A 24469-nucleotide genomic window follows, 5' to 3' on the forward strand; every position below is an offset into this window, starting at 1 on the left:
ACACCCCCGCGGGGGTGTGTGTTTGCCCCCGGTGTGCGGTGGTGTTCGCCGCTGGTTTGGTTGTCCATTCGTTGGGGCCCCGCATGGGGGGGGGCGCCCCACGATCTGTCTTCGGCGCAGTTGCACCCTACCCGGCGATCTCTCGAGGATCCTCACGCGATCGGTCGGATGTGCCTCTACAAGGGAACGATGAGGCCATATTCGGCCAAGGGCGGTGGGTCGGGACCAAGCCGATCTCGGTGAACCCAGCGATCGGGGCCGGTGATCCTGTGGCGCAGACGAATCACAGGGCGAGGTCCGAAACCCCTGGCAGGACGCTATGTACGTGAAATCGCCTGCGGCATCGGAAACTTTCGGGGATATGACCGACCCCACGTCTTCCTCGGGAGAGACTTGGTGTTCCCAATGATGGGAAGTCACGTGACGGTGGGGTCGGCACCCACGACTAACGTTTGTCCGCAGGTCGGCGGAAGGAACCAAAACCGGTGGCGCGCTTTCGGGTAGTGACCAAACACCAGATCTCTGGTTGGCGGTTCTTGTTACGGCGAATCGAGCACGCTCTGGTGCGTCGGGATGCCTCGATGATCGATGACCCGCAACGCGGGCGCTCCACTGCGTTATCACTCGGCATCGCCATCGTCTGTGTCGTTATCGCAGGTTCGGCGGTCATGGCATTCTTCAAACCCGCCAAAAAGGTGTCGGAGGCGAAGATCATTTCCGACAAAGAGACCGGCGCGCTGTTCGTGCATCTCGGCCCAAGGCTGTATCCGGCGTTGAACTTGACCTCTGCACGGCTCATCACCGGCAGTCCCGACAAGCCGGTGCCGGTCTCACGAGACGAGCTTGCGAAGTACCCACGTGGGCCATTGGTCGGCATTCCCGGCGCACCCGGCCTGATCGCCGACAGCGCCGAACGGGATTCTTCGTGGACGGTGTGCAATACCGCCAAGACAGGGGCGTCCGCACCGATCGACCGAGCGACCGGACTGCCGACAACGCGCGAATCCTCGGTGCGCACCACAGTGATCGGCGGACCCCTCACAGTCGACGGTGACGCCAACCGTCTGCTGGCCGAGGGCGAGGCTCGGCTGATGCGCGACGACACCACAGTCTGGCTGGTGTACGCCGACCCTGAGAAAGGTGTCGTGCGGGCGGCCATAGATCTGCGAAGTACCGCCGTCGTGCTGGCCTTGGGGATCGACGCGAGCGCCCCGGTGATGGCGGCGTCCAGGGGTCTGATCAATGCCATCCCGGAGGTTCCGCCGCTTCGTGTGCCGGAAGTGCCCGGTGCGGGCGAGGCGGTGATGCTCAGCTCAGGTTTCACCACACCGGTCGGCTCAGTGCTGACAGTGACCGCCCCCGGTCAAGAGGCGTCCTACTATCTGGTGTCGCAATCGGGCGTGGTGCGAGTGAGTTCGGTCTTGGCGGCGATGATCCGCAACGCCGACTCACAGGGCGCGCCTGCGACGAAGACGGTAGGGCCGGATTTGATCGCCTCGAACCTGCGCCCCGGCTCGTGGCCGGGAACGGCGACCTATCCGTCGCGTCCGATTCGTGTGGTGGATCCCTTGAAGTCCGAGGTGACCTGCTTGCACTGGTCGCGCACCGGCACCGACCCGAATGCCGCCACTGAACTCCTGGTCGGCAGACAGTTGCCCCTGACGAAGGAAGAGCAGGGCAGGGCCGTCGATCTCGTCACCGCGGTTCCGTCAAGAGGGCGTACCGCCGACGCGGCGTACATGCCGCGTGATACCGGTCGTTTCGTGCAGGTGACCGGCGTGGAGGCAGCGTCGCCGCTGCGTGAATCGCTGTACTGGATTTCCGACAACGGCGTTCGATACGGCGTCGACGCCAAAGAAGCGGGAACCGGGCAGGATAAGACACTGACCGCGCTGGCGTTGCGCACACCGGTTCCCGCACCGTGGCCCATCGTCTCGTTGTTCGCGGTCGGGCCCACCTTGTCGCCGGAGAATGCCAAACTCGCGCACGACAGCATCACACCGAACCAGATCGTCGCAGGAATGGGCGGCCCGTCGTGACAACTACCCGCCGATTCGTGCGGCCCGCCAGGATGGTGCGCGGCCCGAAAGCGCCCGCCGTCACCGAATTGCGTCTGCAGCCGCCGACCGAGCTGCCCAAACCGGTACCGCCTTCGCGGCTCAAGATGATCATGCCGGTCGTCATGGTTGCGGCCATGGGCGGCATGATGGTGATGATGTTCCGCGGCGGTGGCGCGGCCATGTCGCCGATGTCCATGCTTTTTCCGATCATGATGCTGGTGTCGATGGGCGGCATGATGGGTGGCGGTATGGCGGGTGGCAACGGTGGTGGTGGCGCCGCAAGTCTCAATGAGGAACGCAAGGACTATCTGCGCAGCATCACCGACAACCGCAAGACTGTGCACGCGGCGGAAGCGGAGTTGTACGAATTCCTGCGTTATACACACCCCGGTCCACAGGAGATCTCCCGGCTGGTAGGCGGGAAGCGGATGTGGGAGGTGCAGGTCGCCAGTCCGCAATTTCTGCGAGTGCGCATCGGCCGCGGCCGAATCGCCAACCAGGTGCGCGTGATCGTGCCGGAGGCCGCTCCGACTTCCGATCTGGATCCGGTCGGCGTTGTCGAGGTGACCCGATTCGCGAAGGCGTACTCCACCGTCGGCGGCATGCCTGTGGCGATCAATCTGCTCTCGGCGCCGCAGGTCGGCATCGATGGTGACGAAGTAATGGTCGCCGATCTGGTGCGCGCGATGATCGCCGAAGTCGTGGTGCTGCACGGTCCGGATCAGGTGGCGATCGCGGCGGCGTTGTCGGAGCCCGACGCGCCGGAATGGGCATGGCTCAAATGGCTGCCGCACACGCAGCATCCGGATGAGACCGACGCGATCGGGTCGAGCCGCATGATCTACCGGAACGTCGCGGAGCTGCGGACGAAGGTCTTGGCGGGCCTCAATCGGGGCCCCTTCTCCGCAAACTCGCAACCCACGCTGGATCGCAAACATTATCTGCTGATCGTCGACGTGCCCGGCCCCGCGAGTGACCGCGATATCTCGGGTATCGACGGCTGCACCTGGCTACGCCTCGGACCCGCTGAGCAAAGCCTGCCGCGGGCGCTGAAATTCACCCTCGGCGAGGATCGGTCACTGCACGAAGTGGGCGCGCGCGGGTTGCGACGCGTCGGGCTTGCTGATGCACTATCGGCGCCCGCGATGACGGCGCTGGCGCGCAGCGTCTCTCCGCACCGGCTTTCGACAGTGGTGGAGGCGGTAGCCGCCGAGCAAGCCAGCGGCGGCACGTCGTGGGAGGAAATGGTCGGACTCGTCGATCCCGGCGCCGTCCGGATCGAACGACAGTGGCCCCTGCGACGTGACAACGACCGGGCGCGGTTGAACATTCCGTTCGGCTACGACCCCGCGGGCGGTGTCGTATATCTCGACATCAAAGAATCGGCCGAGGACGGTATGGGCCCGCACGGCATGTGCATCGGCGCTACCGGCTCAGGTAAGTCGGAATTCCTTCGCACGCTGGTGCTTTCGGCGGTCGCGACGCATTCGCCCGACACTTTGAACCTGCTGCTCGTCGACTTCAAGGGTGGCGCGACCTTCCTGGGTTTCGACCGGCTGCACCATGTGACGGCCGTCGTCACCAACATGGAGGAAGAGGCCGATCTCGTCACCCGTATGGAAGACGTGATCAACGGCGAAATGGCAAGGCGGCAAAGGATTCTGCGCGACGGTGGCAACTTCGCCAGTGTCGCGGACTACGAGCGGGCCCGCGAGCAGGGCGCAGACCTCGCACCGATGCCGACGCTGCTGATCATCCTCGACGAGTTCGCCGAACTGCTCGAACACCATCCGAGCTTCTCCAAGCTGTTCGTCGCCATCGGCCGCCTCGGGCGGTCGCTGCGTATCCACCTACTGCTGGCCTCGCAGAAGGTGCCCGCCAACCGGATGGGTGAGCTGGAGGCCCATCTTTCTTACCGAATTGCATTGCGTACCAACCAGACCAGCGATTCGCGTGACGCCATCGGCACCGCGGACGCCTATCACCTTCCGAAGAAACCGGGCGCGGGCTACCTGCGTGTCGGTTCGGGTGATCTGCAACGATTCCAGGCCGCCTATGTCGGATCGCCCTATGTGGCGCCGGTGCAGGCCACCACGGCCACGGCGCAACGGGTGCGGCGGGCAGGCGGCGGGTATCGGCCGCCGCAGCGGTTCACCGCGACGCATATCGTCGAAGTGCGGCCGGTGGCTGCCCCCGAGCCCGAAGCGGCCGCGCCAGAGGTGGAGAACGAAGGCGATGTGGTGACCGTGATGGAGACGGTCCTGCAGCAGTTCGCCGGCCACGGCCGACCGGCGCACGCGATGTGGCTGCCGCCGCTGACCGTGCCGCCGACCCTGGACCAACTCCTGCGCGCGGTGACTCCGGGATCGCTACAGCTGTCGATTGCCATCGTGGACAAGCCACGTCAGCAGCGGCAGGACGTCTGGACAATCGATCTGTCCGGCGCAGGCGGTCACATGGCCGTCGTCGGCGGTCCGCAGTCGGGCAAGTCGAACGCGATTCAGGCCCTGATCATGTCGGCCGCGCTTACCCACACGCCGGAGCAGGTCCAGTTCTACTGTCTCGACTTCTCCAGCGGCCTCGCCGGTATTCGCAATGTGCCGCACGTCGGCTCGCTTGCCACATCCCGAGATGTCGACCGGATCCGGCGAACCTTCGCGCTGATCACCAACCTCATTGCCAACAGGCAAGCGCTGTTCAGCGACCTCGGTATCGACAGCATGCGAGAGTTCCGGCGGCGCCGGTCCGTGCCGAGAGAATCCGCCGATCTGACCGCTCGCGGAGATGAACACGGCGATGTCTTCCTTGTCGTAGACGGCTGGGACATCGGGTTCGCGGTCAGTGGTCCGTTCTTCGACGAGTACCTGTCGTTGATGGAATCGATCGCGCTGCAGGGACTCAACTTCGGCATCCACTTGGTGATCAGCAGTTCACGCTGGGCGGCGATTCGGCCCGCGATCAAGGATCTGCTGCAGACGCGGCTGGAGATGCGGCTCGGCGATCTCACCGACACCGTGTTCGGCGCGCACCGCCATGTCGTCAACTCTATTCCGCCGGATCGACCGGGCCGCGCTATCTCAGCAGAAGCTCTGCACATGCTGACTGCCCTGCCCCGGGTCGACGGGGTGGGGGACCCCGAGACGGCGGGCGCGGGTCTGGTCGCCGCGATCGAGCAGTTGCACCAGGCCTACCCGGGTCGCAGGGCGCCGGTGGTCAAGTTGTTGCCGGCCCAGGTCACCATGGACGAGGTGTTCGAATCGGTGCCCGCGGCGACGACGCTGGCCCAGCGCCTCGTCCTGCCGTTCGGGATCCGGGAAACCGATTTGCAGCCTGCCAGAGTCGATTTCGGTGTATCGAACCACTTTGTCATACTGGGTTCGTCAGGGTCGGGCAAGTCGACCGTAGTTGCCGCGCTGCTGCAGTCGATCCGTCGGCGGTTCAACCCGGACCAAGCACGCGTGCTGCTGGTCGACTATCGCCGACAGCACCTGGAAGCCATTCCCGACGATCAGTTGATCGGGTATCTGACCAGCGAACGTGACCTACTGGATGGCTTGCCCGCGTTCGCCGAGAAGATGAGTGGTCGCCGTCCACCGGATGGTGTTACCACGCAGCAGCTCAAGGAGCGTTCCTGGTGGACGGGTCCGGAGGTGTTCGTGGTCGTCGACGACTATCACATGGTCGCGCAACGTGGTTCGGCGAATCCGCTCGACCGCATCAAGAACATCATCGTCGACAGTAGGGACACCGGGCTGCACCTCATCATCGCTCGCAATATCGCGCAGGCGGATACCGCCATGTACGACAGCGTGCTCGGCCAGGTCAAGAATCTGAACTCCTCCGGTCTCATCATGGACGGTTCGAGACTGGACGGCACGCTTATCGGTGATGTGAAGGCGACGAAGCAGCCCGTCGGCCGCGGCATCCTCGTCGAACCGCTGATATCGAGGAAGGAACTCGTGCAATCCGCGTGGTCTTCGCCCGAGGATTGACCCGTGGTCAGGGTCACCCTCCAGTGACGTTCCCAAGATTGGGAATGGCTTAGCGTTCTTTCTGTACCGCTCGATAAGAGTCGGAACCAGTCGTTAGGAGAATTCAATGACTAGTCCTCTTCTCCGTTGCACTACAGAAAACCTTCCCGGCATCGGCACTCAGTACATCGCTGGTGGATCGGGACTCGCCGCCATCGTCAACACCGTGACGCCGATGACTCAGCCCATTCCCGCCGCGTTCGACGACGTGAGCGGGTGCGTGGCCGCTGTCTTCTGCGGTGCAGCGGTCCCGATCATCGGCACCACGAACGATGCGGTCGGCAAGTTGGACGGCGGGGGCGCGGTGCACGTCGAGGTGAGTGTCGCCTACACAACCACGGACGTCGGTAACGGCGGCGAGATCACCTGCCAGAGTACGAATTTCCCTGTGTAAGAGGGCGATGGCGGGGAGCTGATCATGACTTCACCATCCGATTTCTTGATGGAGGCGGCCCTGAATGCGGTGCTGGCCGCACTGGAGAGTGCCATAGCGGCGCTGGCCATGCTTCCGAGCGCCGCTGCCTTCGCCGCGCTGCCGCCCGAGATCAACTCCGCCCGACTTACGTTCGGGCCCGGCGCGGCGCCGATGCTCAACACTGCCAACGGTTATCGGGCCATGGCGGCGGCCTTGGAAGCAGCGGCGGACAGTTCGGATGGTTCGACAACCGCGTTGTCGGTGTCCTGGGAGGGGCCTTCGTCGGATCGAGCCCAGGCGGCATTCCGTAACCATGCGGCCTGGCTGCGGAAGCAATCCGCAGTCGCCGAGACGACTGCGGATTTGGCAGCCGGCACTGCGGCGGCGTACGCGGCCGCGTTCTCTGCCATGCCGAAGCTCCCGGAGATCATGGCTGTGCAGGGGACCAAGCTCTTTTTGGCCGGCACCAATACCATGGGCCAGAACACGGCACCCCTCCTGCTCGCCGAGCTGACGTACGACCTTTTGTGGGTCGAAGCTGTCTTAGTCATGGGCGCATATGCGACAGAAGCGATTTCCCTGGCTTCAGGGATACCGTCGCCGACCGTCGCTCCGACCATTGCTCCTCCCGGAACGGATCCCGGTCTCCCAAATATCTTCCGGGATCCTGGTATCAAGAAGAATATCGTTCCCGCCTATGACGATAAAGGCCCGAATGGCACAGACACCGGGAATGGCAACGGGAATGGCAACGGGAACGGCAACGGAGACGGGAACGGTAACGGTGACGGCAGCGGTGACGGCAGCGGCGACGGCAACGGCAACGGCAACGGTGACACCGGAAACGACCCCGGCCAAACCACGCCGGATCAGCCGAGCCAGCAATTGCCAGAGCCCGACCAGGCAGCCTCCGACCTGAACAACGCAATGTCGAATATGTCCGACACACTGGCGGATCCCTCGGGTGAGGGCCTGTCCCCCTCGGATCACGGCTTCTACGGCACCTCACCGTACTCGCCGACCCTGGCGGGTTTGAACGGCGGTGTGGGCAGTTTCGTCGCACTCGGAATGTTCGGCGGCGGAATGGGTTCCATGCCGGGCGCTTCGACCGGATTTCGAATGCCGACGAACTGGTCGCTCGGACCGGGCACGGCGTTCGGCGCGACTCCGAACAGTGCGGGCACCGCGCCCGCATCGCGAAGTACAGCGCCTCGCGGTGCGACCGCACCCAAGGCGAATATGCGCCGCCGCCGCCGCGACGAGGACCGCGACAAGAAGTCGAAAGTTTTCGTGCCGGGCGAACCTCAGGACGTTCCGGTTCTGGAACAAGCCCCTGTCATCGGCGTCATCGAATACGACGAAGCCGATCGTCAAGACGACCCTATCGCCGCAGAGGCGGTTCTGGTCGGTGTTATCGAGCATGCCGAAGATGATTCGGCCCAGCTGCTCGTTGATCGTCCCCGGTGATAGACACCGCGGCGGAATCCCAGTCGATGGAGAGGAACCACAATGGACCTGACGGACATCAAACCCGACAAGATGATCGAGACGAGCAAGAACGGTCAGAAGGTCAACGATGAGCTGAAAGCCAGCCTGAGCGGCATGCAGAACGCCCAGGACGAGCTGGCTGCTGCGGTCAAGGGCGCTACCGGCAAAGCGATTTACGAATCGTTCACCAATGCCTACAACAAGGGCCAGACCCTCCACGCGACCCTTCAGCGGATCATCGACGAGCTCAATCTCGCTGGTGTCCAATTCGATTCCATGGATATGGAAACGGCGGCTGGATACTCGAAGCTGTCTGCCGACGGCGGTGGCACCATGGCTTCGTATGACCAGGCCATGCCTATGGTGAGCAAGATGAACCTCAATTCGTTGTGATTGTTCAGCACTCCATCTTCAGCAATATCCAAGAAAGGCGATACTACAATGTCGATTGAATTCCATTGGAATAAGGTCACGACAATTACCGGGGACATGGGAACCCTGGTCAAGGCAATGCAAACGAACACCGAACATTTGAGGACACTCCACGGGGTACTCATCGCAGAGCTCGCAGGTGCGGCCGCGCGGGACTACGATGCGACACAGAGAGATTTCCTTGACAAGATCAATCTCTTCGACGGCGCGTGCAAAGATTTGAACGACAAGGTTTTTGCGACCGCCGCAGACGGCAGCAGTATGCAGGAAGTGGATATCAAGCAAGGAAACAGGTTCCAGGGCATCGGGGGGCGCTGAAATCGGCGTGGTGTCTGTTCGTCACCGCGTCCAAGCCTTGGAGCGGTGGGTTTGTCCTGTACCGCTCGACATTTGGTGAAGGTGTGGATACAGATCCGGTAGCGATCGACCTCAACGTCGATGCCGCATTGTTGTTGCAAGACATGGTCGGCATCGACTCCTACCCGCAGGTGTTGGTAATCAAGCCGAACATCTACCGCGTCGCGGATCGGGATCGGGTGCGCGCTGTCGTCGCCAAGGAGCTCACCGAGGTGGGCATCATCGAGGGCGATCGCGTGCACCCGACGGTCGAGCATTGGTTGCAGTGTCTATACCGACCAGATATGGAATTGGTCGCACGGATTCTGGATACCGGTCTGGGTGACGATGGGTCGAAGGGCATGCTTCGGTTCTCGTTGGTGCGCCGCGGCGATACCCATGTGCTCGCGGTGCGTTGCGATGACAATATCGTCATCCAGTCGGTATTCCAGGAAGGGCGGGACCTGGAGAGCGTGAGCGCTGCGCTGCAAGCGGCACTCGGCTACAACCAGATACTGCGCTTTCAGCCGCTGACCGCAACGATGGACGAGTTCGCCGAGGTTCCCGGCGATCAGGACGAACGCCGCAGGGCGCTGCTGGACCTTGGTGCGCATCCGCAGACCGCCAGTGTGCTCAGCCGAGTACTCGACGAGGTGCAGCGGCGTGCCGAGATCGTGATGATCGAACATCAGGACGGAGGCTCGGCACGGACGGAGGTGTGTGTGAGCGTGCTCGACACGCTATCGGGGCGACTGATCGTCACACCGAGCAAGGCGATGGACGGGCAGATGTGGTCGACGTACGCTCCGGGCGACGATGCGGCCGTGCACACCGGTGTCGGCGCTCTGATAGAACTGTTGCCCGGCCGAAGTTGGTTCGATACCAGTCGAATTGGTTGAACGTCGCACTGTGGGTTGTCGAGAGGACGACGGAAATGAACCGAGCACCGAGTACCAACGGTCATTCGACCGAGTCCGCCCGGGCTCGGGGTGGTTACGACGCCTTTTTCGCGCCGACCGGTGAGCCTTCGGACACGACAGTCGCGCCCGCACCCCCAGCAGCTGCAAACACCGACGCGGGCATGTACCGCACTGTAGGTGGCCCTGCGGCTGGCGCTCCGAGAGAGCCCGCGACAGCGAATGACCGTGCTGTGGTTCAGGGTGCGAGTACTCCGTCCTCTGGTACAAGCGCTTCGCAAGCGCCGCCGCAGACACTTCAGCAGCCTCAGGTCGCGCCGCAGTCTCAGGTCGCCCCGCAGTCTCAGGTCGCGCCGCAAACTCACGTCGCGCCGCAAACTCAGGCGAACCAGCCTCAGACTTCAACGCAAGCTGAGATGCAGCAAGCACAGGTGAGTACGTCGGCACCAAACTACTCGGCGGCGCCGCCACCCTCTCAGGCCGTGGTGCGCTCGGAAGCCTTGCCGACCAATACTTTTCCCGCCGCGGGCGATAGCGCAGTCTGGCAGCAGTCCGCCCCCGCGACGCCGTGGGTCCCTGAGCGCATCGACCACTCGGTCTATGAACCGTCCCCGCGGATCGAGGTGCTGCCCGCGACGCTGAGCTCGATCGACCTGCTCAGCGACATCGCCGCCGCTCGGCGCGCACAGTTGCGCGCCAACAGCGGCGTGCGTGGCGCATTGAACAAAGTCGGATTCAAGCTGGGACTTTCCCCTGCCGAACAGCGCGCGGAAGATCGCCGTTCGCGCATTCGGCGTCAGCTGACCACGACGTACCAGATCGCAGTGGTGAGCGTGAAGGGCGGCGTCGGCCGGACGACTATTGCTGCGACACTCGGCTCGACCTTCGCCAGCCTGCGACCCGATCGCGTAGTCGCGATCGACGCGAACCCGGATTTCGGTGATCTCGCCACCCGCACGAGCCGCCATCCCTATGGTTTGACCTTGCGCGACCTCGCGCAGGCGCCGAACCTCGATGCGTTTTCCGCCGTGCAGTCGTTCACCTCGATCAACAACGATGATCTGGCTGTCATCGCCTCGCCGTGGACCACCGAGGCCACCGAGGCTCTGTCGGGCCGCGAGTACGCCACCGCAGTCGAAGTTTTGCGCAAGCACTACAACTTGCTGCTCGTCGACTGCGGAACGGGTGTGCTCGATTCCGCGACCGCGACCGTTCTGCAGACCAGTGATGCGGTCGTCGTCGTCACTCCGGCGACCGTCGGTGGGGTGACCGGCGCGGTGGCCACACTCAACTGGTTGGGCGCACATGGGCTGCAGCACTTGATCGCGAGATCTATCGTCTCGATCGTGCACCATCAGCCTGCGAAACCGACCGTCGACGTCGCCGCGATCGAGAAACTCTTCGCGACCGCGCAGCGGCCGACCTGTGTGATGCCTTATGACGAGCACCTGGCCGAGGGCGGGGAAATAGACCTTCGGTTGCTCGAGAAGGACACGGTGTTGGCGTTCGAGGAACTCGCGGCCTGGCTTTCGGATAGCTTCCCCGGCTACATCTCCGGTGACACCGTGGATCGTGGAGGGCGTCGATGAGCACGGCTGTCGCACCGGCACCCGCAGGCGCGCAGCCGACCGCCGAGGTTGCGCGCGCCAGGATCGCGGTCATGGTTTCCACCTACCAGGTCGATGTGGTGGTGCCGACCAAGTTCACGATCGAGACATTCATCGACGATCTGCTCGGCGTGCTCGCCTCGGCCATCGACGACGAGCGCGTCGACTTCACTCCGCCGCAAGGGCTGTGGAGTCTGGCTCGGCCGGGGGAGCCGCCGATTCCACGGTGGCGCAGTCTTGGTGATCACGACATCAGCGATGGCGCCGTGCTGATGTTGTCGGCGGTCGAATCGGCGGAGCAGTTCACACCGGTCGTCGAGGACATCACCGATGCGCTGGCACTGATCAATCAGCGCGAGTTCGCCGAATTCGATGCGGACACGGCCGCCGTCGTCGGCTTGGCAGTGCTTGCCGTCGGCTCGACCGCTGTCGCGACGATGTTGTCGTTGTCATGGACCGAGACGGGCTCGGTCTGGTGGTGTGCGCTGCCCGCTCTTGTGCTCGGCGTGGTCTGCTGGGTGGCGGCCATGGCCGCGCGCAGACGCGATGCCGCGCCCCGAATTACTCTCGGCCTTTCGTTGTCGGCGACGCCGTTGTTGTTCGCGGGTACCGCCATGTTGGTACCGGCCGCCTACGGCCAGCCGGGTCCGTTCGCCGCGGCGAATCTTGCAGCCGGATCGGTGATGGCCGCCGTCGCGGCCGCCACCATGATGCGGCTTACCGGGTTGGGGATCGCGACCCTGATGGCGGTTACGGTCCTCGGTATCTGTATGACCGCCGCGACCCTTCCACTGACATACCTGGACCTCGAGGTCCGCCAGGTGGCGGCGGGCACGGTGTTCGTCGCACTCATACTGCTCACGGCGGCGCCGCGAATTGCCGTGGTAATTGCTCGAATTCGACCGCCGGACCTGCCCGACCCCGGTAACGAAGTGGCGCCGGCGACGCTCACCGATCTCTTCGACGCCGAGACCGCTCGCGAGGGCGACGAGCACGCCGAGAGCAGCGAACAGCAGCGCCGCAGCGCCGAGGCCGGTATCGAAGGTCGTGCCCGCTTGGCAGTGACCAGCCTGCGCGGATTGATCTCCGCAGTGTCGACTCTCTTGTCGATCGGTACCGTCATCACCGCCGCGGCGAGTCCGGGCGGCATCCGGGAGATCGTGATCGCCGCCGCCGTGGCGGGCGTGCTCGCCATGCGAGCGCGGTGGTATCCCGACCGGACGCAGGCTATCGCGCTGATCGCCGCGGCTGCCGTCACCGTGGCCGGCGTCGGCTTCGTCTTGGTCGGCGCGTATGAGACCCCCGGTGCCCGCCTGGTAGTCGGATCGGTTGTCACCCTGGCGGCATGCGCCGGCTGTGTTGCGGCGCTCAAGTTGCCAGGCAAGCGTCTGTCGCCGGTCACCCGCAGGGTCATTGACCTGGTGGAATACCTGCTCATCCTCGTCATCCCGGTCATCGCTTTCTGGATCATGGGTGTGTACACCGCGATGCGAGCGATCTGATGAAACTTGGCAAGGCCGCTGTCGTGGTTCTGGCCGCGGCAGTACTCGGCATTACCGCCGCGCCGGTGGCAGCACTCGCGCCACCAGAGGTGGTCGTCGGGCTAACGCCGCCCGACGAGCCGCCGGGCCCGGAGGTTCCGATGAAGCAGAACCAGGGGTGCCAGTCGACCGGTGTACTGCGCGATAGCGATCTGACGCGTACGCCGCCCGCCGAGTTGGCGTTGGATCTGCCGCGGGCCAGGGCACTGAGCCGGGGTGCGGGAGTCACCGTTGCCGTCATCGACACCGGCGTGAGCCCGCATCCTCGCCTGCCGAACCTGGTTGGCGGGGGCGACTACATCGAAGCTGGCGGCGACGGTCTCTTCGACTGCGACGCCCATGGGACTTTGATCGCTGGAATCATCGGTGCCCAACCCGATGTCGCCGACGGATTCACCGGTGTCGCACCCGATGCGCGGATTCTCTCCATCCGCAATCGGTCCGGGGCGTTCACCTTCGACCGGGTGAGTCGCGATCAGACCGAGGCGACAGCCCACCATATTCGCGCGCTCGCACGGGCCATCGTGCACGCGGCGAACTTGGGCGCCGGGGTGATCACGGTGTCGTTGCCGATCTGTGTGCCGGTGCAGTCGCAGCCGGACCAATCGACGCTGTCGGCCGCCATCGGGTACGCCGTTCGCATCCGAGGGTCATTGATCGTCGCGGGCGCGGGAGGCTCGAGCACACTCGGCTGCGGAAACAATCCGGATATGGACTGGACCCGCCCCGAAGATCTGCGCAATTGGAAGTACGTGCAGACCATCTCCACGCCGGGCTGGTTCGCGCCCGAGGTATTGACCGTCGGCTTCACCACCGCGACAGGTGCGCCGATGAGTGATTCCATGAGCGGACCGTGGGTGTCGGTCGGCGCACCCGGTACGGGTATCGAGTCGCTCGGTCCCGGTGCCAACGGGCTGATCAACGGCATCGGCGAACCCAACAAACTCGTGCCGGTCGGCGGGTCGTCGTTCGCCGCGGCCTACGTCAGTGGCGTGGCCGCCCTGCTGCGATCGCGATTCCCCAACGAGACTCCCGGTGAGATCAGCGCGCGCCTGCAGGCAAGCGCGCACGGACCAGCTCGCGGCATCGACAACGTGATCGGTGCGGGCATCATCGACCCGATGGTCGCCCTCGGCTACCGCACCGCGCCGAAGGTGCCCGCCGGGTTGTTCATGTCGAGACCGCTGTCGATACCCGCCCCGCCACGAGCCAAGGATACGAAGCCCGCCGTCACGGCGACGGTCGTCATTCTTGCGGCGGTGCTGCTCGGTGTCGGCGGGACCTACGCGAGTTCGGTGAGCCGGAGGCGGCGGTGAGCTTTCCGAGTATTCGGGCCGCCGGTGTAGAACGAGGTCCATTCGCGGCGATCGTGATCGTCGGCAGTCCCTTTCTGGTCACGCTATATGCCCGCACACCGTTATGGGTCGGCGCCGTGGTCGTCACCGTCCTCCTGGTGACGGTGACGGTGCGGGTCAACGGCCGCACCGGGGCGCGGTGGCTGTTGGAGTGGGCCGAGTACCGGACCAAACGCACCGCAAGGGCGCGCGAACGTGCGCAGCTGGCGGAGATTCGGGACGTCGAGGCTGCGGCCGGGCTGTGCGGCATCCACGAGTCGGGTACGACGCTGGTCGCCATGATCCAGATTGCCCCGAATCTCGATCTGCCAACGGTCATTTCGGAACGCAGCCTCTATACCGAGGACACGATGTCGGTCGACATGCTGGTGCCGATGCTCGATCAGTACGGCATCGCCGTCGACATCGACATCGTGACGACCGGACAGCGCGTCCGCCCCAACGGTAGTTACAGCATGCTGTACGACCAGCTGATCGGCTCCCATCCGGTGGTCGGCGACAGGTTGACGTGGTTGGTGGTCCGGCTGGACCAGGAACGCAATCTGAGCGCGCTCGCTCGCCGCGGTCCGTGTGCTGTGACGGGTCCGAAAGCTCTGGCCACCGCGGCGCACCGGATCGCGGGTCGACTGCGCGAACGCGGCATCGAGGCCCAAGTGCTGCCCGCGTCGGCGGTTCGCGACGCGACGCGACTGCTGCACGGCGGGGTCGAGCTCTCGGACCTCCGTGAGACCTGGAGGCATCTGGAATCGTCGGCGCCTGGTCGCTGTGTGACGAGCTTCCTCATCGACTGGACCCGCCTTGACGGTGTCGGGTTGGACGATTGCTGGACGTGGAACCGCGGCCGTACGACTCTGGTCGTCAGTTTGACCGATGCCGGGTCGGGTCCGCGTGCGTTGGTTCGGTTCATCGGTCCTGCCGTCACGACCGAGCCACCCGATTACCTGCGGTTGCTCACCGGTAGCCAGTCGGTTGCGCTGATGGCCTCGCTGCCGACCTCGACGTCGATCCGCACGATCCGCGGCGACGAGGCGGGGTCCGATATAGCGCCCGCGGAACTCGCCGACGAGCTGGTCGTCGCCATCGGTCCCAACGGCCAGATTCTCGGATCCCTCAGCGGGCAACCGCGCAATACTCTCGCCCTTCCGCTGTTCGATCCGGCTCGCTACAACCCACGTCGCCGCACCATCGACGTACACGCCTTGCTGCCGGTCGCGCAGCAGATCGTCTTGCGTGCCATGGTGGTCGGCGCGGATGTGGAGATCCACTCGGCGCGACCACAGAGCTGGCAACAATTGGTGACCGCGGTCGGGGATTCCGGTTCGTTTCGCCTGGTCGCGCAGCAGGGGCCAGGGGGACCTGCCTCGGATGACGATGCCGACTCGCCGGCGACGATCGCCGTCTTCGATCACCTGCCTGCGCGGGCGTCGAACGCGCCGACGACGGTCACCATTTCTGACCCGGGCGCTCCGCGTCGACGAGTGGTGGACCTGACGATCAGTCAGGTCAGTGCGACCGCCGTAGATGTCAGTATCCCGATGCGCACTGTGCGGGTGGATTTGATCGAGCCGAGAGGCGAAACACGCTATTTCGATTCCGACGACGGCCAAACGGCCACAGGTTCTGGCGTTGCGGTTTCGTCGCAGCAACCCGGCGGCCGTCGCGTTAGCTGACAGGGGTCGGTAATGTCTATCACCGTGGTAGCGGATTCTCCTTCCGATGGCGGCGACCTGTCTCATCAGGACGGTGGCGATGCACTCTCTCCAAGACAGGCCGCAGCATCAATTTTTTCGAGTCGACTATCCGGTCTGATCGCGGAATCCGTGGTCTCGACCGAGGACGGATCGACGCGCTCGTTGACGCTGTATTCGCTTGCGCAGCACCTCGAATTGGCCTACCCGGATGTGCCGGTCTCGCAGTCCGGTCTTTACCGGCTCATCCATGGTGATGCGATTCCGCGGCTGGACCTGGTTATCGCGTTGGCCCGGGTTTTCGACGTGCCTCCTGAGTATTTCGTGACCGAGGACAAGAAGCGCTAATTCTGCTCGACCAACTGTTCTCCCCGGTGGGAATAGCGCCGAGCTGAGCGGGGCATCGGGCCGGATACGATCCGGTCCATGCCCGACCAGGATCCGGGAGATATTTTTCTCCGTCATCGAGGTGCGGTTCTGGCCACCTTGCTCTCAGATCCGGAGTTCGGGTATTCCGAGGTCGATCTCGGCGCTGTGCCCGGCCTCGACGGGCCGGATTCCAGCCGATCCGAGTCGGGCGCACCGGATTTCGGTGAGCCCGAGTTCGCATCGGAATTGTCGGCGCCGGTCCAGCGGCCGCGCTCCGCCGACGGCCCGAAGGCCAGCGAACGAATCCTGGCGTTGCTGAACGGTCAGTCCGCGGATTCCATGTCGTCGATGGACTATGCGCCCGACTACTCCGAGCCGAGCGCGGCGGTATCGAGCGGTCCAGTCGAGTCTGCCGACCCTCCGAAATCTTCGTCCAGCGAGCGCCCGAGTTCGTCCCCCTCGCGCCGGTTCGGACCGGTTGAGGGGTACGCCCGCGGGGCCCTTGCCGAGCTGCGTAAACCGAAGGTGGCCTTGGCGGTCGGCGCTGTCGTCGCCGTGCTGCTCGTGCTGGTGCTGATCACCACCGGTGGGAACGATTCGCCGCAGGATCGCGTTCTTGTCATCACCCCGCCCCCGACGTCCGCCGCGCCGTCCACGACGGGAACTCCGGTTCCTGCGGCGGGCGCGACCATCCAGGTGAAGTCCGCGCAGTCGAAGTGCCCACCGGGCAGCACATCGGCGATGGATGCCTTCGCCGGACAAGTGGGCAAAGCGTGGTCGTGTGTGCGCGCGTTCAAGGTCGACGGTCAGGTCCTGACCATCGAACTCGGCAAGACCTATCAGATCGACTCGATCGGCATCGTCCCCGGCTGGGACTATGTCGGTCCGGACGGTACGGACCAGTGGGCGAAATATCGTACTGCCAGCCGGGTTTCGTATCTGTTCGACGATGGCAAGGCAACCACATACACCCAACCGACGCTGGATCAGCGCACCTTGGTGGTCACGAAGATCGAGCCACCGGTGAGCGCCTCCAAGATCGTGTTGACGGTGCTGGAATCGAAGGGCGAACCCGCCATCAACATCACCGCGATCTCCTCGGTCGTGGTCACCGGACATTGACCGCTATGTCCGAGCTGATCTGCCAGTACTGTTCGCACCACAATATCGGCGGTGCGCTCGCCCGCTGTATGCACTGTGGTGCCCCGCTGCGCGCGGCTGCGCACAAGGTGGCCGCTGCCGTCGAATCCACTGCTCACGTGGTGGAGAAGACCGCCGAGAAGACAGTGGAGACAGCGGAGGCGGCGGTCAAGGTCGTCGCTGGGTATCCACGCTGGCAGTGGCGAGCTCTCGGGATACTCATCGCGGTCTTTGTCTTTGTCGGCGTGATTGTGGCCCGCTCGTGTTCGTTCTCGTTGCCTTCGATGCCGTTGGCGCCACCGCCGGCGGGCACCGGCACCGGCGTCAGCGCGTTGCCGGAGTCGATGCGTTCCGGCTCGTCGTGCGAGCATTTCGATGCCGCACAGCAGGTCGACAAGTGCGTGATCGTGGCCGGTAGTCCGTTGCTGGCGGGCGGAATTGCCGGTAGCAAAGAGTTGACCTTCTACGCGCAGTCGTCCTCGCCGCAGCATTTGAACGACATCATTCGCCGATGGCGGACCGCGGGAGGAACCGTCGTGTCGGACGGTCAGGTTTTCGCCGCGGTCGGCCCCTCGGCAACTGTGTGGTACGCCGACACTCGATCGGGCCTGAGCCTCGAAACCGGGACGTTCACCGGTAAGGCAGCCGCTCAGACCTTCCTGACGCGGGCTGGTCTAACCCGTTGACGGTGCACCACCCCGGCTCGGCACTCCTGTCCTGATCCGGACAAATCTGCAGTACACGCGACGTACATCCTTGTCGCATCGTTGAATGTACCGCTATACAACGGTACGTTGTTCAGGTAACGTATGGAAACCGTACGTTACGAGGTCAGTTCTCGGGAAGGCAGCGGTTCGATGGTGGCAACCACGCAGCAGACGATAACTTCGGGGCGGTTCCGCAACGATCCGACCGATCTGGAGGCGGCCTACTTCCGCTGGATCCAACCCGGGGCGTCGGCGTCGGCGTCGGCGATCACCGATCGGGCCGAGCGGATCTTCCGGCAGCATCTGGAGTTGGCGGCGGTTCGCACTCCCGGATCGGCGACGACCAAGGTGTACCGGCCCGACGACAGTAGTGGGCTCGGCGCTGCGGTCCAAATCGTCAATGACGATATGCCGCTGCTGGTCGATTCGGTCACCGCCGCACTGCGTCGGCTCGGTGCCACGGTCACCGAGGTCATCCACCCGGTCTTCGATGTGACCCGCGATGCCGACGGCAAGCTGCTGACCATCGTGGCTCGCGACGGTGAGGCGGATCCGGGGCCTGCGGCCGTCGCGGAATCATGGATCCACGTGCAGTTCGGACACGGCCTCGCCGACGAGCAGGTCAACCGGATCGAGCAGGCGCTCGACCCGCTGCTCAACGATCTGCGTCGCGTCGCGGACGATACGCCGACCATCGTCGGGGCGATGAACACCGTGGCCGACGGGCTCGAGAATGCCGCGCAATGGGCGGGTGATCCCGAAATCCCCGAGGCCGCAGACCTTTTGCGCTGGATGGCCGACGGCCACTTCACCGCGCTCGGCTACGGCTACTACCGTTTCCGCCGTTCCGCGCCGCGCCCCGACGCGCCCATGGAGCCGTGGCAGATTCCCGGAACCGGCCTCGGCGTGCTGCACAACGGATCGGTCGCCGACGTCAGCGCCCCTGTGCTGGGTGCCAAGCGGCCGGTGCTGCGCCTTGCCAACGGTTCGGTGGATTCGCTGCTGCCCGGTTCTCGCGACCTCTACTACGTCAGCGTCGCCGACTACGGCACCGGGGACGCGACCAGCGCGGGACCGGCCGGGGCCACCGTAGCCATGGTGAAGGGCGAGCACGTCTTCGTCGGCACGTTCACCGTGACGGGCCTGCACGAGAACATCCTCGACATTCCGGTCATCTCGCGGCGTGTGCTCCAGGTCATCGAATGGTCCGGCTTCGCGCTGAATTCCTTCTCCGGCCAGGCAATGCTCGAGATGATGCAGTCCTTCCCCCGGGTCGAGCTGTTCTCCACCGACGCGCGCAGGCTGTTCGAAACCGTCTCCGGTGTCATGAATCTCGGTGTGCGGCGGCAGGTTCGGCTGTTCCTGCGTCGCGACAACCGCAGCGGCACGGTCTACTGCCTGGTCTATATGCCGCGCGATCGCTACTCGACCGAGGTCCGGGTGCAGATGGGTGAGCTGCTGCGGGCGGAGTTCGACGCCGAGCAGCTCGCCTACTCGGCCCGCGCCACCGAATCGGAATTGGCCGTCGTGTACTTCACGGTGCATCGCAAGCCTGAGGCGGAACCGGCCGACATCTCCGATACCAATCGCGAGCGGGTGCAGGAGCTGCTGTTCGCGACGACCCGGACCTGGTCCGATCGCCTGGTGGCCGAGGCTGCCGGGGTGGCAGACATATCACCCACCGTCGCGCAGGATTACGCGTCCGCGTTCCCGGCGAGCTACCAGCAGGAATACCAGCCCGCCCGCGCGCTCGCGGATGTGCAGCGGCTCGAGCGGCTGAGCGACGGCGACATCGACACCAATCTCTACCGGAATCCCGAAGCTCCTTCGGGGGAGTGGCGTTTCACGCTCTACGTCGCGGGCGAGGGAGTGTCCCTGAGCCGGGTGCTTCCGGTCGTGCACAGTCTCGGCGTGGAAGTCGTCGACGAGCAGCCCTACCGCATCACCCTGTGGGACGGCGCGCAGCGCTGGATCTATGACTTCGGGCTTCGGGTGCCTGCCGCACTGCTGCGCGGTTCGCTCGACGCCGACATCGAGGCCGATCTCGCCGCGACCGCCGACATCGAGTCACTGCCGGAAACCAGTGTGCGCAAGCGCTTTCCGGAAGCTGTCGCCGCCATGTGGTTCGGCAAGGCCGAAGTCGACGGACTCAACGAGCTGGTGCTGCGCGCCGGCCTGCACTGGCGTCAGATCGCGATGCTGCGGGCCTACGCGAAGTACCTGCAGCAGGCCGGTTTCGCCTACACCCTCGGCAATATCACGCGCGTGCTGCTGACTCATCCGGCCACCGCGCGCTCCTGCACCGAATTGTTCGGCGCCTACTTCGATCCCGAGGGCACCGGCCCGGAGGCCGAGGTCCTCGCCGAGGGGATCGCGGAGCGGGTGCAGGCCGAGATCGACGCGGTCGTCAGCCTGGACACCGACCGGATTCTGCGCGCTGTGCTCGGGCTGATCAAGGCGACGCTGCGCACCAACTACTACCGTCGCGATGGCGCGGGCGACTCGCTGGAGTATCTGTCCTTCAAGCTGAACCCCCACGCCATCGCCGAGTTGCCCAAGCCGAGGCCGCAATTCGAGATCTTCGTGTACTCGCCGCGGGTCGAGGGCGTGCACTTGCGCTTCGGCGCGGTGGCGCGCGGCGGCTTGCGCTGGTCGGACCGTCTGGAGGATTTCCGCACCGAGATCCTCGGTCTGGTGAAGGCGCAGGCGGTGAAGAACGCCGTCATCGTCCCGGTCGGGGCCAAGGGCGGTTTCGTGGTCAAGCAGCCGCCCGCCGCCACTGGTGATCCCGGCGCGGACCGGCAGGCGATGCTCGCCGAGGGCGTGTCGTGCTACCGCACCTTCATCTCGGGCCTGCTCGATGTCACCGATAATGTCGACCACACGACCGGCGCTGTGCTGCCGCCCGCCCGGGTGGTGCGTCGCGACGCCGACGACACCTACCTGGTGGTCGCCGCGGACAAGGGCACCGCGACGTTCTCCGATATCGCCAATGGCGTTGCCCAGCAATACGGTTTCTGGTTGGGCGACGCCTTCGCCTCCGGTGGCTCGGCGGGTTACGACCACAAGGCGATGGGCATCACCGCCAAGGGCGCGTGGGAGAGCGTGAAGCGCCACTTCGCCGAGCTGAACATCGACACCCAGACCCAGGAGTTCACCGTCGTCGGCGTCGGTGATATGAGCGGCGACGTGTTCGGCAACGGCATGTTGCTCTCCAAGCACATCCGCTTGGTCGCGGCGTTCGACCACCGGCACATCTTCCTTGACCCGAACCCCGATGCGGCACGGTCGTTCCGGGAGCGGCAGCGCATGTTCGCGCTGCCACGCTCCTCGTGGGCGGATTACGACGGGTCGTTGATCAGCAAGGGCGGCGGCGTATACGACCGGTCGGCGAAGGCGGTGCCGGTCACCCCGGAGGTGCGCGTGGCGCTCGGCCTCGGGCCCGAAGTGACCAAGCTGTCGCCGCCGGAGATCATCAAGGCCATTCTGCTCGCACCGGTCGATCTGCTGTGGAACGGCGGTATCGGCACCTACATCAAGGCTGCCTCCGAGACCGATGCCGAGGTGGGCGACAAGTCCAACGACGCGGTCCGTGTCAGCGCGAACGCACTGCGGGTCAAGGTGATCGGTGAGGGCGGTAACCTCGGCGCGACCGCACTCGGCCGCATCGAGTACAGCCGTGGCGGCGGCAGGATGAACACCGACGCGATGGACAACTCAGCGGGTGTGGACTGCTCCGACCACGAGGTCAACATCAAGGTGCTGCTGGACGCGGTGGTCTCCAGCGGAGAGCTCGCGGTCGCCGAGCGCAATCCACTGCTCGCCTCCATGACCGATGAGGTCTCGGAACTGGTTCTGCGCGACAATATTTCGCAGAACTTCCGTATGGGCATGTCGCGTGCCGACGCGGTGGCCATGTCGGGTGTGCACCGGCGGTTGCTCGCCGATCTCGAGGCGCGCCGCGGTCTGGACCGCAGGCTCGAAGCGCTGCCGACGGATGCGGAATTGGAGCAGCGCGCTGCGGAGGGCCGTGGGCTGACCTCGCCGGAATTGGCGAATCTCATGGCACACGTCAAGCTTTCGCTGAAGGCCGATCTGCTCGCGGGCGACCTGCCCGACAGTCCGGCGTTCGCCTCGGTGCTGCCGAACTACTTCCCGTCACCGCTTCGCGAGCGGTTCGCCGCTGCCATCCGCCGCCATCCGCTGCGTCGGGAGATCGTCGCGACCGTGGTGATCAACGATGTGGTCGACTACGGCGGCATCACCTACGCCTTCCGCCTCGCCGAGGAGGCAGGTGCGACAACCGATGACGCGGTGCGGGCCTTCACCGCTGCCGTCGAGATCTTCGATCTGCACGCGCTGTGGCAGCGGATCCGGACGACCCCGATGGCCACCGCGGTGCGCAACGAGCTCGAGCTCGAGACCAAGCGGACCCTGGACCGGGCTTCCAGGTGGCTGCTGGCCAACCGGCCGCAGCCGATCGCGATCGGCGCCGATATCGCCCGCTACCGTGACGGTGTCCGCGCCCTCACCAGCAAGGCGCCTGCCTGGCTGACCGGTTACCTCGCCGACGATCTCATCGCGCGCTCGCACGGCTCGATCGAGCGCGGTGCACCGCAGGACCTGGCCGAGGAGGCATTCGGGCTCATCCATCTGTTCCCGCTGCTCGATGTGATCGACATCGCCGACATCACCGAGCGTGACTCGGTGGAGGTCGGGGTGCTGCACTCCGCGCTCAACGAGCACTTCGAGATCGAACGGCTGCTGACCGCGGTCGGCAACCTCGAACGCGGTGACCGGTGGCGTACGCTGGCCCGGCTCGCGGTTCGCGACGATCTGTACGATTCGCTGCGGTCATTGACGCTGGATGTCTTGAGCGCCACCGAACCGGACGAGAGCGCCGCAGAGAAGATCGCCTACTGGGAATCCACCAACCGGTCTCGTTTGGCAAGGGCCAGTGCGTCGCTCGGACAGATCTTCGACGTCGGCAGCTACGACCTTGCGACGCTGTCGGTGGCGGCGCGGCAGGTGCGCAGCATGGTGAGCGGTGGCGAGACCACCACGATCGCACCGACCGTCATCGGCTGATATATCGACCGCGGGTGTCCGGAGGTTCGACGCGAGAGCGTCAGCCTCCGGACACTTGCGTTCCGCAGCTTCCGCAGAACTTCGCCGCGGGCGCGGTTTCCGCGCCGCAGTTGGCGCAATGCCGCGGGGCCGGCGGGGTCAAAGGATTGCCGCAGTTCGTGCAGAAGCGAGCACCCGCCGGATTGGTGGCGTGGCAATGTGCGCACACCGGCTGCGCGTCGGCGGCAGGCAACTCGGCGGGGGATTGCGGCCGCTGCCACGGACTCGGGTGGCCGCCGCCCGTCTGCTGCTGGATGGCGCCCAAACCCAGTGCGGCTCCGAGGAATCCGCCGTCCATACCGTGACCGCCGTGCCCACCGTGCGCGAATCCTTGGCTTGCGCCGAGTGCGAGTTCACCTGCGGCATAACGCTGGAAGTCGCCGGCCAGCTGAATGTACTTGACGTCTTTGGCCAGTCGCTTGATGCGTTCGGCGTCTTCCGGATCGAGGGAGATGTCGAAATTGCCCATCCTCGGAATCCGCAGGCCGTATTCGTAGAGCGCGATATTGGTCTGCTTCATCACGGCGGATTCGATCGGCTGCAGCTGCGCCGACAACCCGAGCACCTGCCAGCTTCCCGCTGAAATACCCTGGGTGACGGCAACTTTCATGGACTTCAGCAGCAGGTCGCCACTCCAGCTTTGCACTCTGGTCGGGTCCGCGAGATCGGTGGTGCCGGTCAGCGTGGAGAGCATTTCGCGGGGATCGCGCACCGAGAGCGCGAACTCGCCGAAGGCGCGCAGGGTCACCACCTGCTCGCTGACCGGGTCGAAGATGTCGGCCAGTCGCCCGCCGAACTTGATGCCGGAGGTCTCCCTGGTGGACACGAAATACAGCTCGGCGCGATAGAAGTTCCCGCCCGTGGCGCGATCGACGAGGGCGCCGAGCACCGGCAGCTCATCCGCGTCGACGCGGTGGCGACCGGGCCCCATGGCGGTGACCACCTGTCCGGACTTGACGAACAGCGCCATCTCGTCCGCGTTGACGATCACCCGGCTGTAGCGGCGGATGTTGAGATCCGGCCACTTGTAGACCATCTGGTTCTTGCGGTCCTCGGGGACCGCAATGAACTCCCTTTCGAACCACGCCATGTCCGCTCCTAGCCGATTTTCCTACAGAGCGTACCGATATATAGCGGCTCGCTCAATCCTGCCGATGCCGATTTTCCCTGCTTAACGGCCATGACCCACGAATGTTCCTGATTGCCATCATGTTACGTCGGGTGTCCGCTATTGAACGTGCCGCTACTTAACGGTA

At 64.9% G+C, this 24469-nt stretch carries 16 protein-coding genes; 15 read left to right on the plus strand and 1 reads right to left on the minus strand.

Annotated elements, in window-relative coordinates; translation table 11 throughout:
• The first annotated feature begins 503 nt into the window (after positions 1 to 503).
• The 15 genes from eccB (at position 504) to ACFU4Z_RS26250 (ending at position 23174) form a co-directional block, all read left to right on the plus strand.
• Positions 504 to 2039, plus strand: a complete 1536-nt coding sequence (gene eccB, locus ACFU4Z_RS26180) for a type VII secretion protein EccB (RefSeq protein ID WP_379067836.1) — start codon at positions 504 to 506, stop codon at positions 2037 to 2039.
• A complete protein-coding gene (eccCa, locus tag ACFU4Z_RS26185) occupies positions 2036 to 6052 on the plus strand; it encodes a type VII secretion protein EccCa (RefSeq protein ID WP_379067495.1) in 4017 nt (1338 codons plus the stop codon). Before eccB ends, eccCa begins: the two co-directional genes overlap by 4 nt.
• 106 nt (positions 6053 to 6158) lie before the next feature.
• Positions 6159 to 6485 (plus strand): hypothetical protein, encoded by a 327-nt coding sequence (locus ACFU4Z_RS26190; RefSeq protein WP_379067497.1) that lies wholly within the window; start codon positions 6159 to 6161, stop codon positions 6483 to 6485.
• 69 nt (positions 6486 to 6554) lie between these two features.
• Positions 6555 to 7973, plus strand: coding sequence for a PPE family protein (locus ACFU4Z_RS26195; RefSeq protein WP_379067499.1), 1419 nt, complete (start codon positions 6555 to 6557; stop codon positions 7971 to 7973).
• 42 nt (positions 7974 to 8015) lie between these two features.
• On the plus strand, positions 8016 to 8387 hold the full coding sequence (locus tag ACFU4Z_RS26200; protein WP_379067501.1) for a WXG100 family type VII secretion target: 372 nt from the start codon (positions 8016 to 8018) through the stop codon (positions 8385 to 8387).
• Between the two features lie 48 nt (positions 8388 to 8435).
• On the plus strand, positions 8436 to 8744 hold the full coding sequence (locus ACFU4Z_RS26205) for a hypothetical protein (protein WP_379067503.1): 309 nt from the start codon (positions 8436 to 8438) through the stop codon (positions 8742 to 8744).
• An 83-nt stretch (positions 8745 to 8827) separates the two neighbouring features.
• On the plus strand, positions 8828 to 9661 hold the full coding sequence (locus ACFU4Z_RS26210; RefSeq protein ID WP_379067505.1) for an ESX secretion-associated protein EspG: 834 nt from the start codon (positions 8828 to 8830) through the stop codon (positions 9659 to 9661).
• 500 nt (positions 9662 to 10161) lie between these two features.
• A complete protein-coding gene (locus ACFU4Z_RS26215) occupies positions 10162 to 11268 on the plus strand; it encodes a MinD/ParA family protein (RefSeq protein WP_379067507.1) in 1107 nt (368 codons plus the stop codon).
• Complete coding sequence (eccD, locus tag ACFU4Z_RS26220; protein ID WP_379067509.1) at positions 11265 to 12788, plus strand: type VII secretion integral membrane protein EccD; 1524 nt, start codon at positions 11265 to 11267, stop codon at positions 12786 to 12788. The genes ACFU4Z_RS26215 and eccD overlap by 4 nt, the downstream gene beginning before the upstream one ends.
• Positions 12788 to 14143, plus strand: coding sequence for a type VII secretion-associated serine protease mycosin (mycP, locus tag ACFU4Z_RS26225; protein ID WP_379067511.1), 1356 nt, complete (start codon positions 12788 to 12790; stop codon positions 14141 to 14143). The genes eccD and mycP overlap by 1 nt, the downstream gene beginning before the upstream one ends.
• Positions 14140 to 15852: a type VII secretion protein EccE gene (eccE, locus tag ACFU4Z_RS26230; protein ID WP_379067513.1), complete on the plus strand. Its 1713-nt coding sequence runs from the start codon at positions 14140 to 14142 to the stop codon at positions 15850 to 15852. The genes mycP and eccE overlap by 4 nt, the downstream gene beginning before the upstream one ends.
• 12 nt (positions 15853 to 15864) lie before the next feature.
• A complete protein-coding gene (locus ACFU4Z_RS26235; protein ID WP_364902661.1) occupies positions 15865 to 16218 on the plus strand; it encodes a helix-turn-helix transcriptional regulator in 354 nt (117 codons plus the stop codon).
• 78 nt (positions 16219 to 16296) lie between these two features.
• Positions 16297 to 17361 carry a discoidin domain-containing protein gene (locus tag ACFU4Z_RS26240; protein ID WP_379067516.1) on the plus strand — a complete coding sequence of 355 codons (1065 nt, stop codon included), beginning with the start codon at positions 16297 to 16299 and terminating at the stop codon, positions 17359 to 17361.
• Positions 17362 to 17366: 5 nt separating this feature from the next.
• Positions 17367 to 18065: a hypothetical protein gene (locus ACFU4Z_RS26245; RefSeq protein WP_379067518.1), complete on the plus strand. Its 699-nt coding sequence runs from the start codon at positions 17367 to 17369 to the stop codon at positions 18063 to 18065.
• Between the two features lie 171 nt (positions 18066 to 18236).
• Positions 18237 to 23174 carry an NAD-glutamate dehydrogenase gene (locus ACFU4Z_RS26250; protein ID WP_379067839.1) on the plus strand — a complete coding sequence of 1646 codons (4938 nt, stop codon included), beginning with the start codon at positions 18237 to 18239 and terminating at the stop codon, positions 23172 to 23174.
• A gap of 40 nt (positions 23175 to 23214) precedes the next feature.
• Here the strand turns inward: ACFU4Z_RS26250 and ACFU4Z_RS26255 are convergent, their stop codons facing one another.
• Positions 23215 to 24303, minus strand: a complete 1089-nt coding sequence (locus ACFU4Z_RS26255; RefSeq protein ID WP_379067520.1) for an SPFH domain-containing protein — start codon at positions 24301 to 24303, stop codon at positions 23215 to 23217.
• Between the last annotated feature and the right edge of the window lie 166 nt (positions 24304 to 24469).

This window comes from Nocardia sp. NPDC057440 (assembly GCF_042802915.1).
Taxonomy (GTDB): domain Bacteria; phylum Actinomycetota; class Actinomycetes; order Mycobacteriales; family Mycobacteriaceae; genus Nocardia.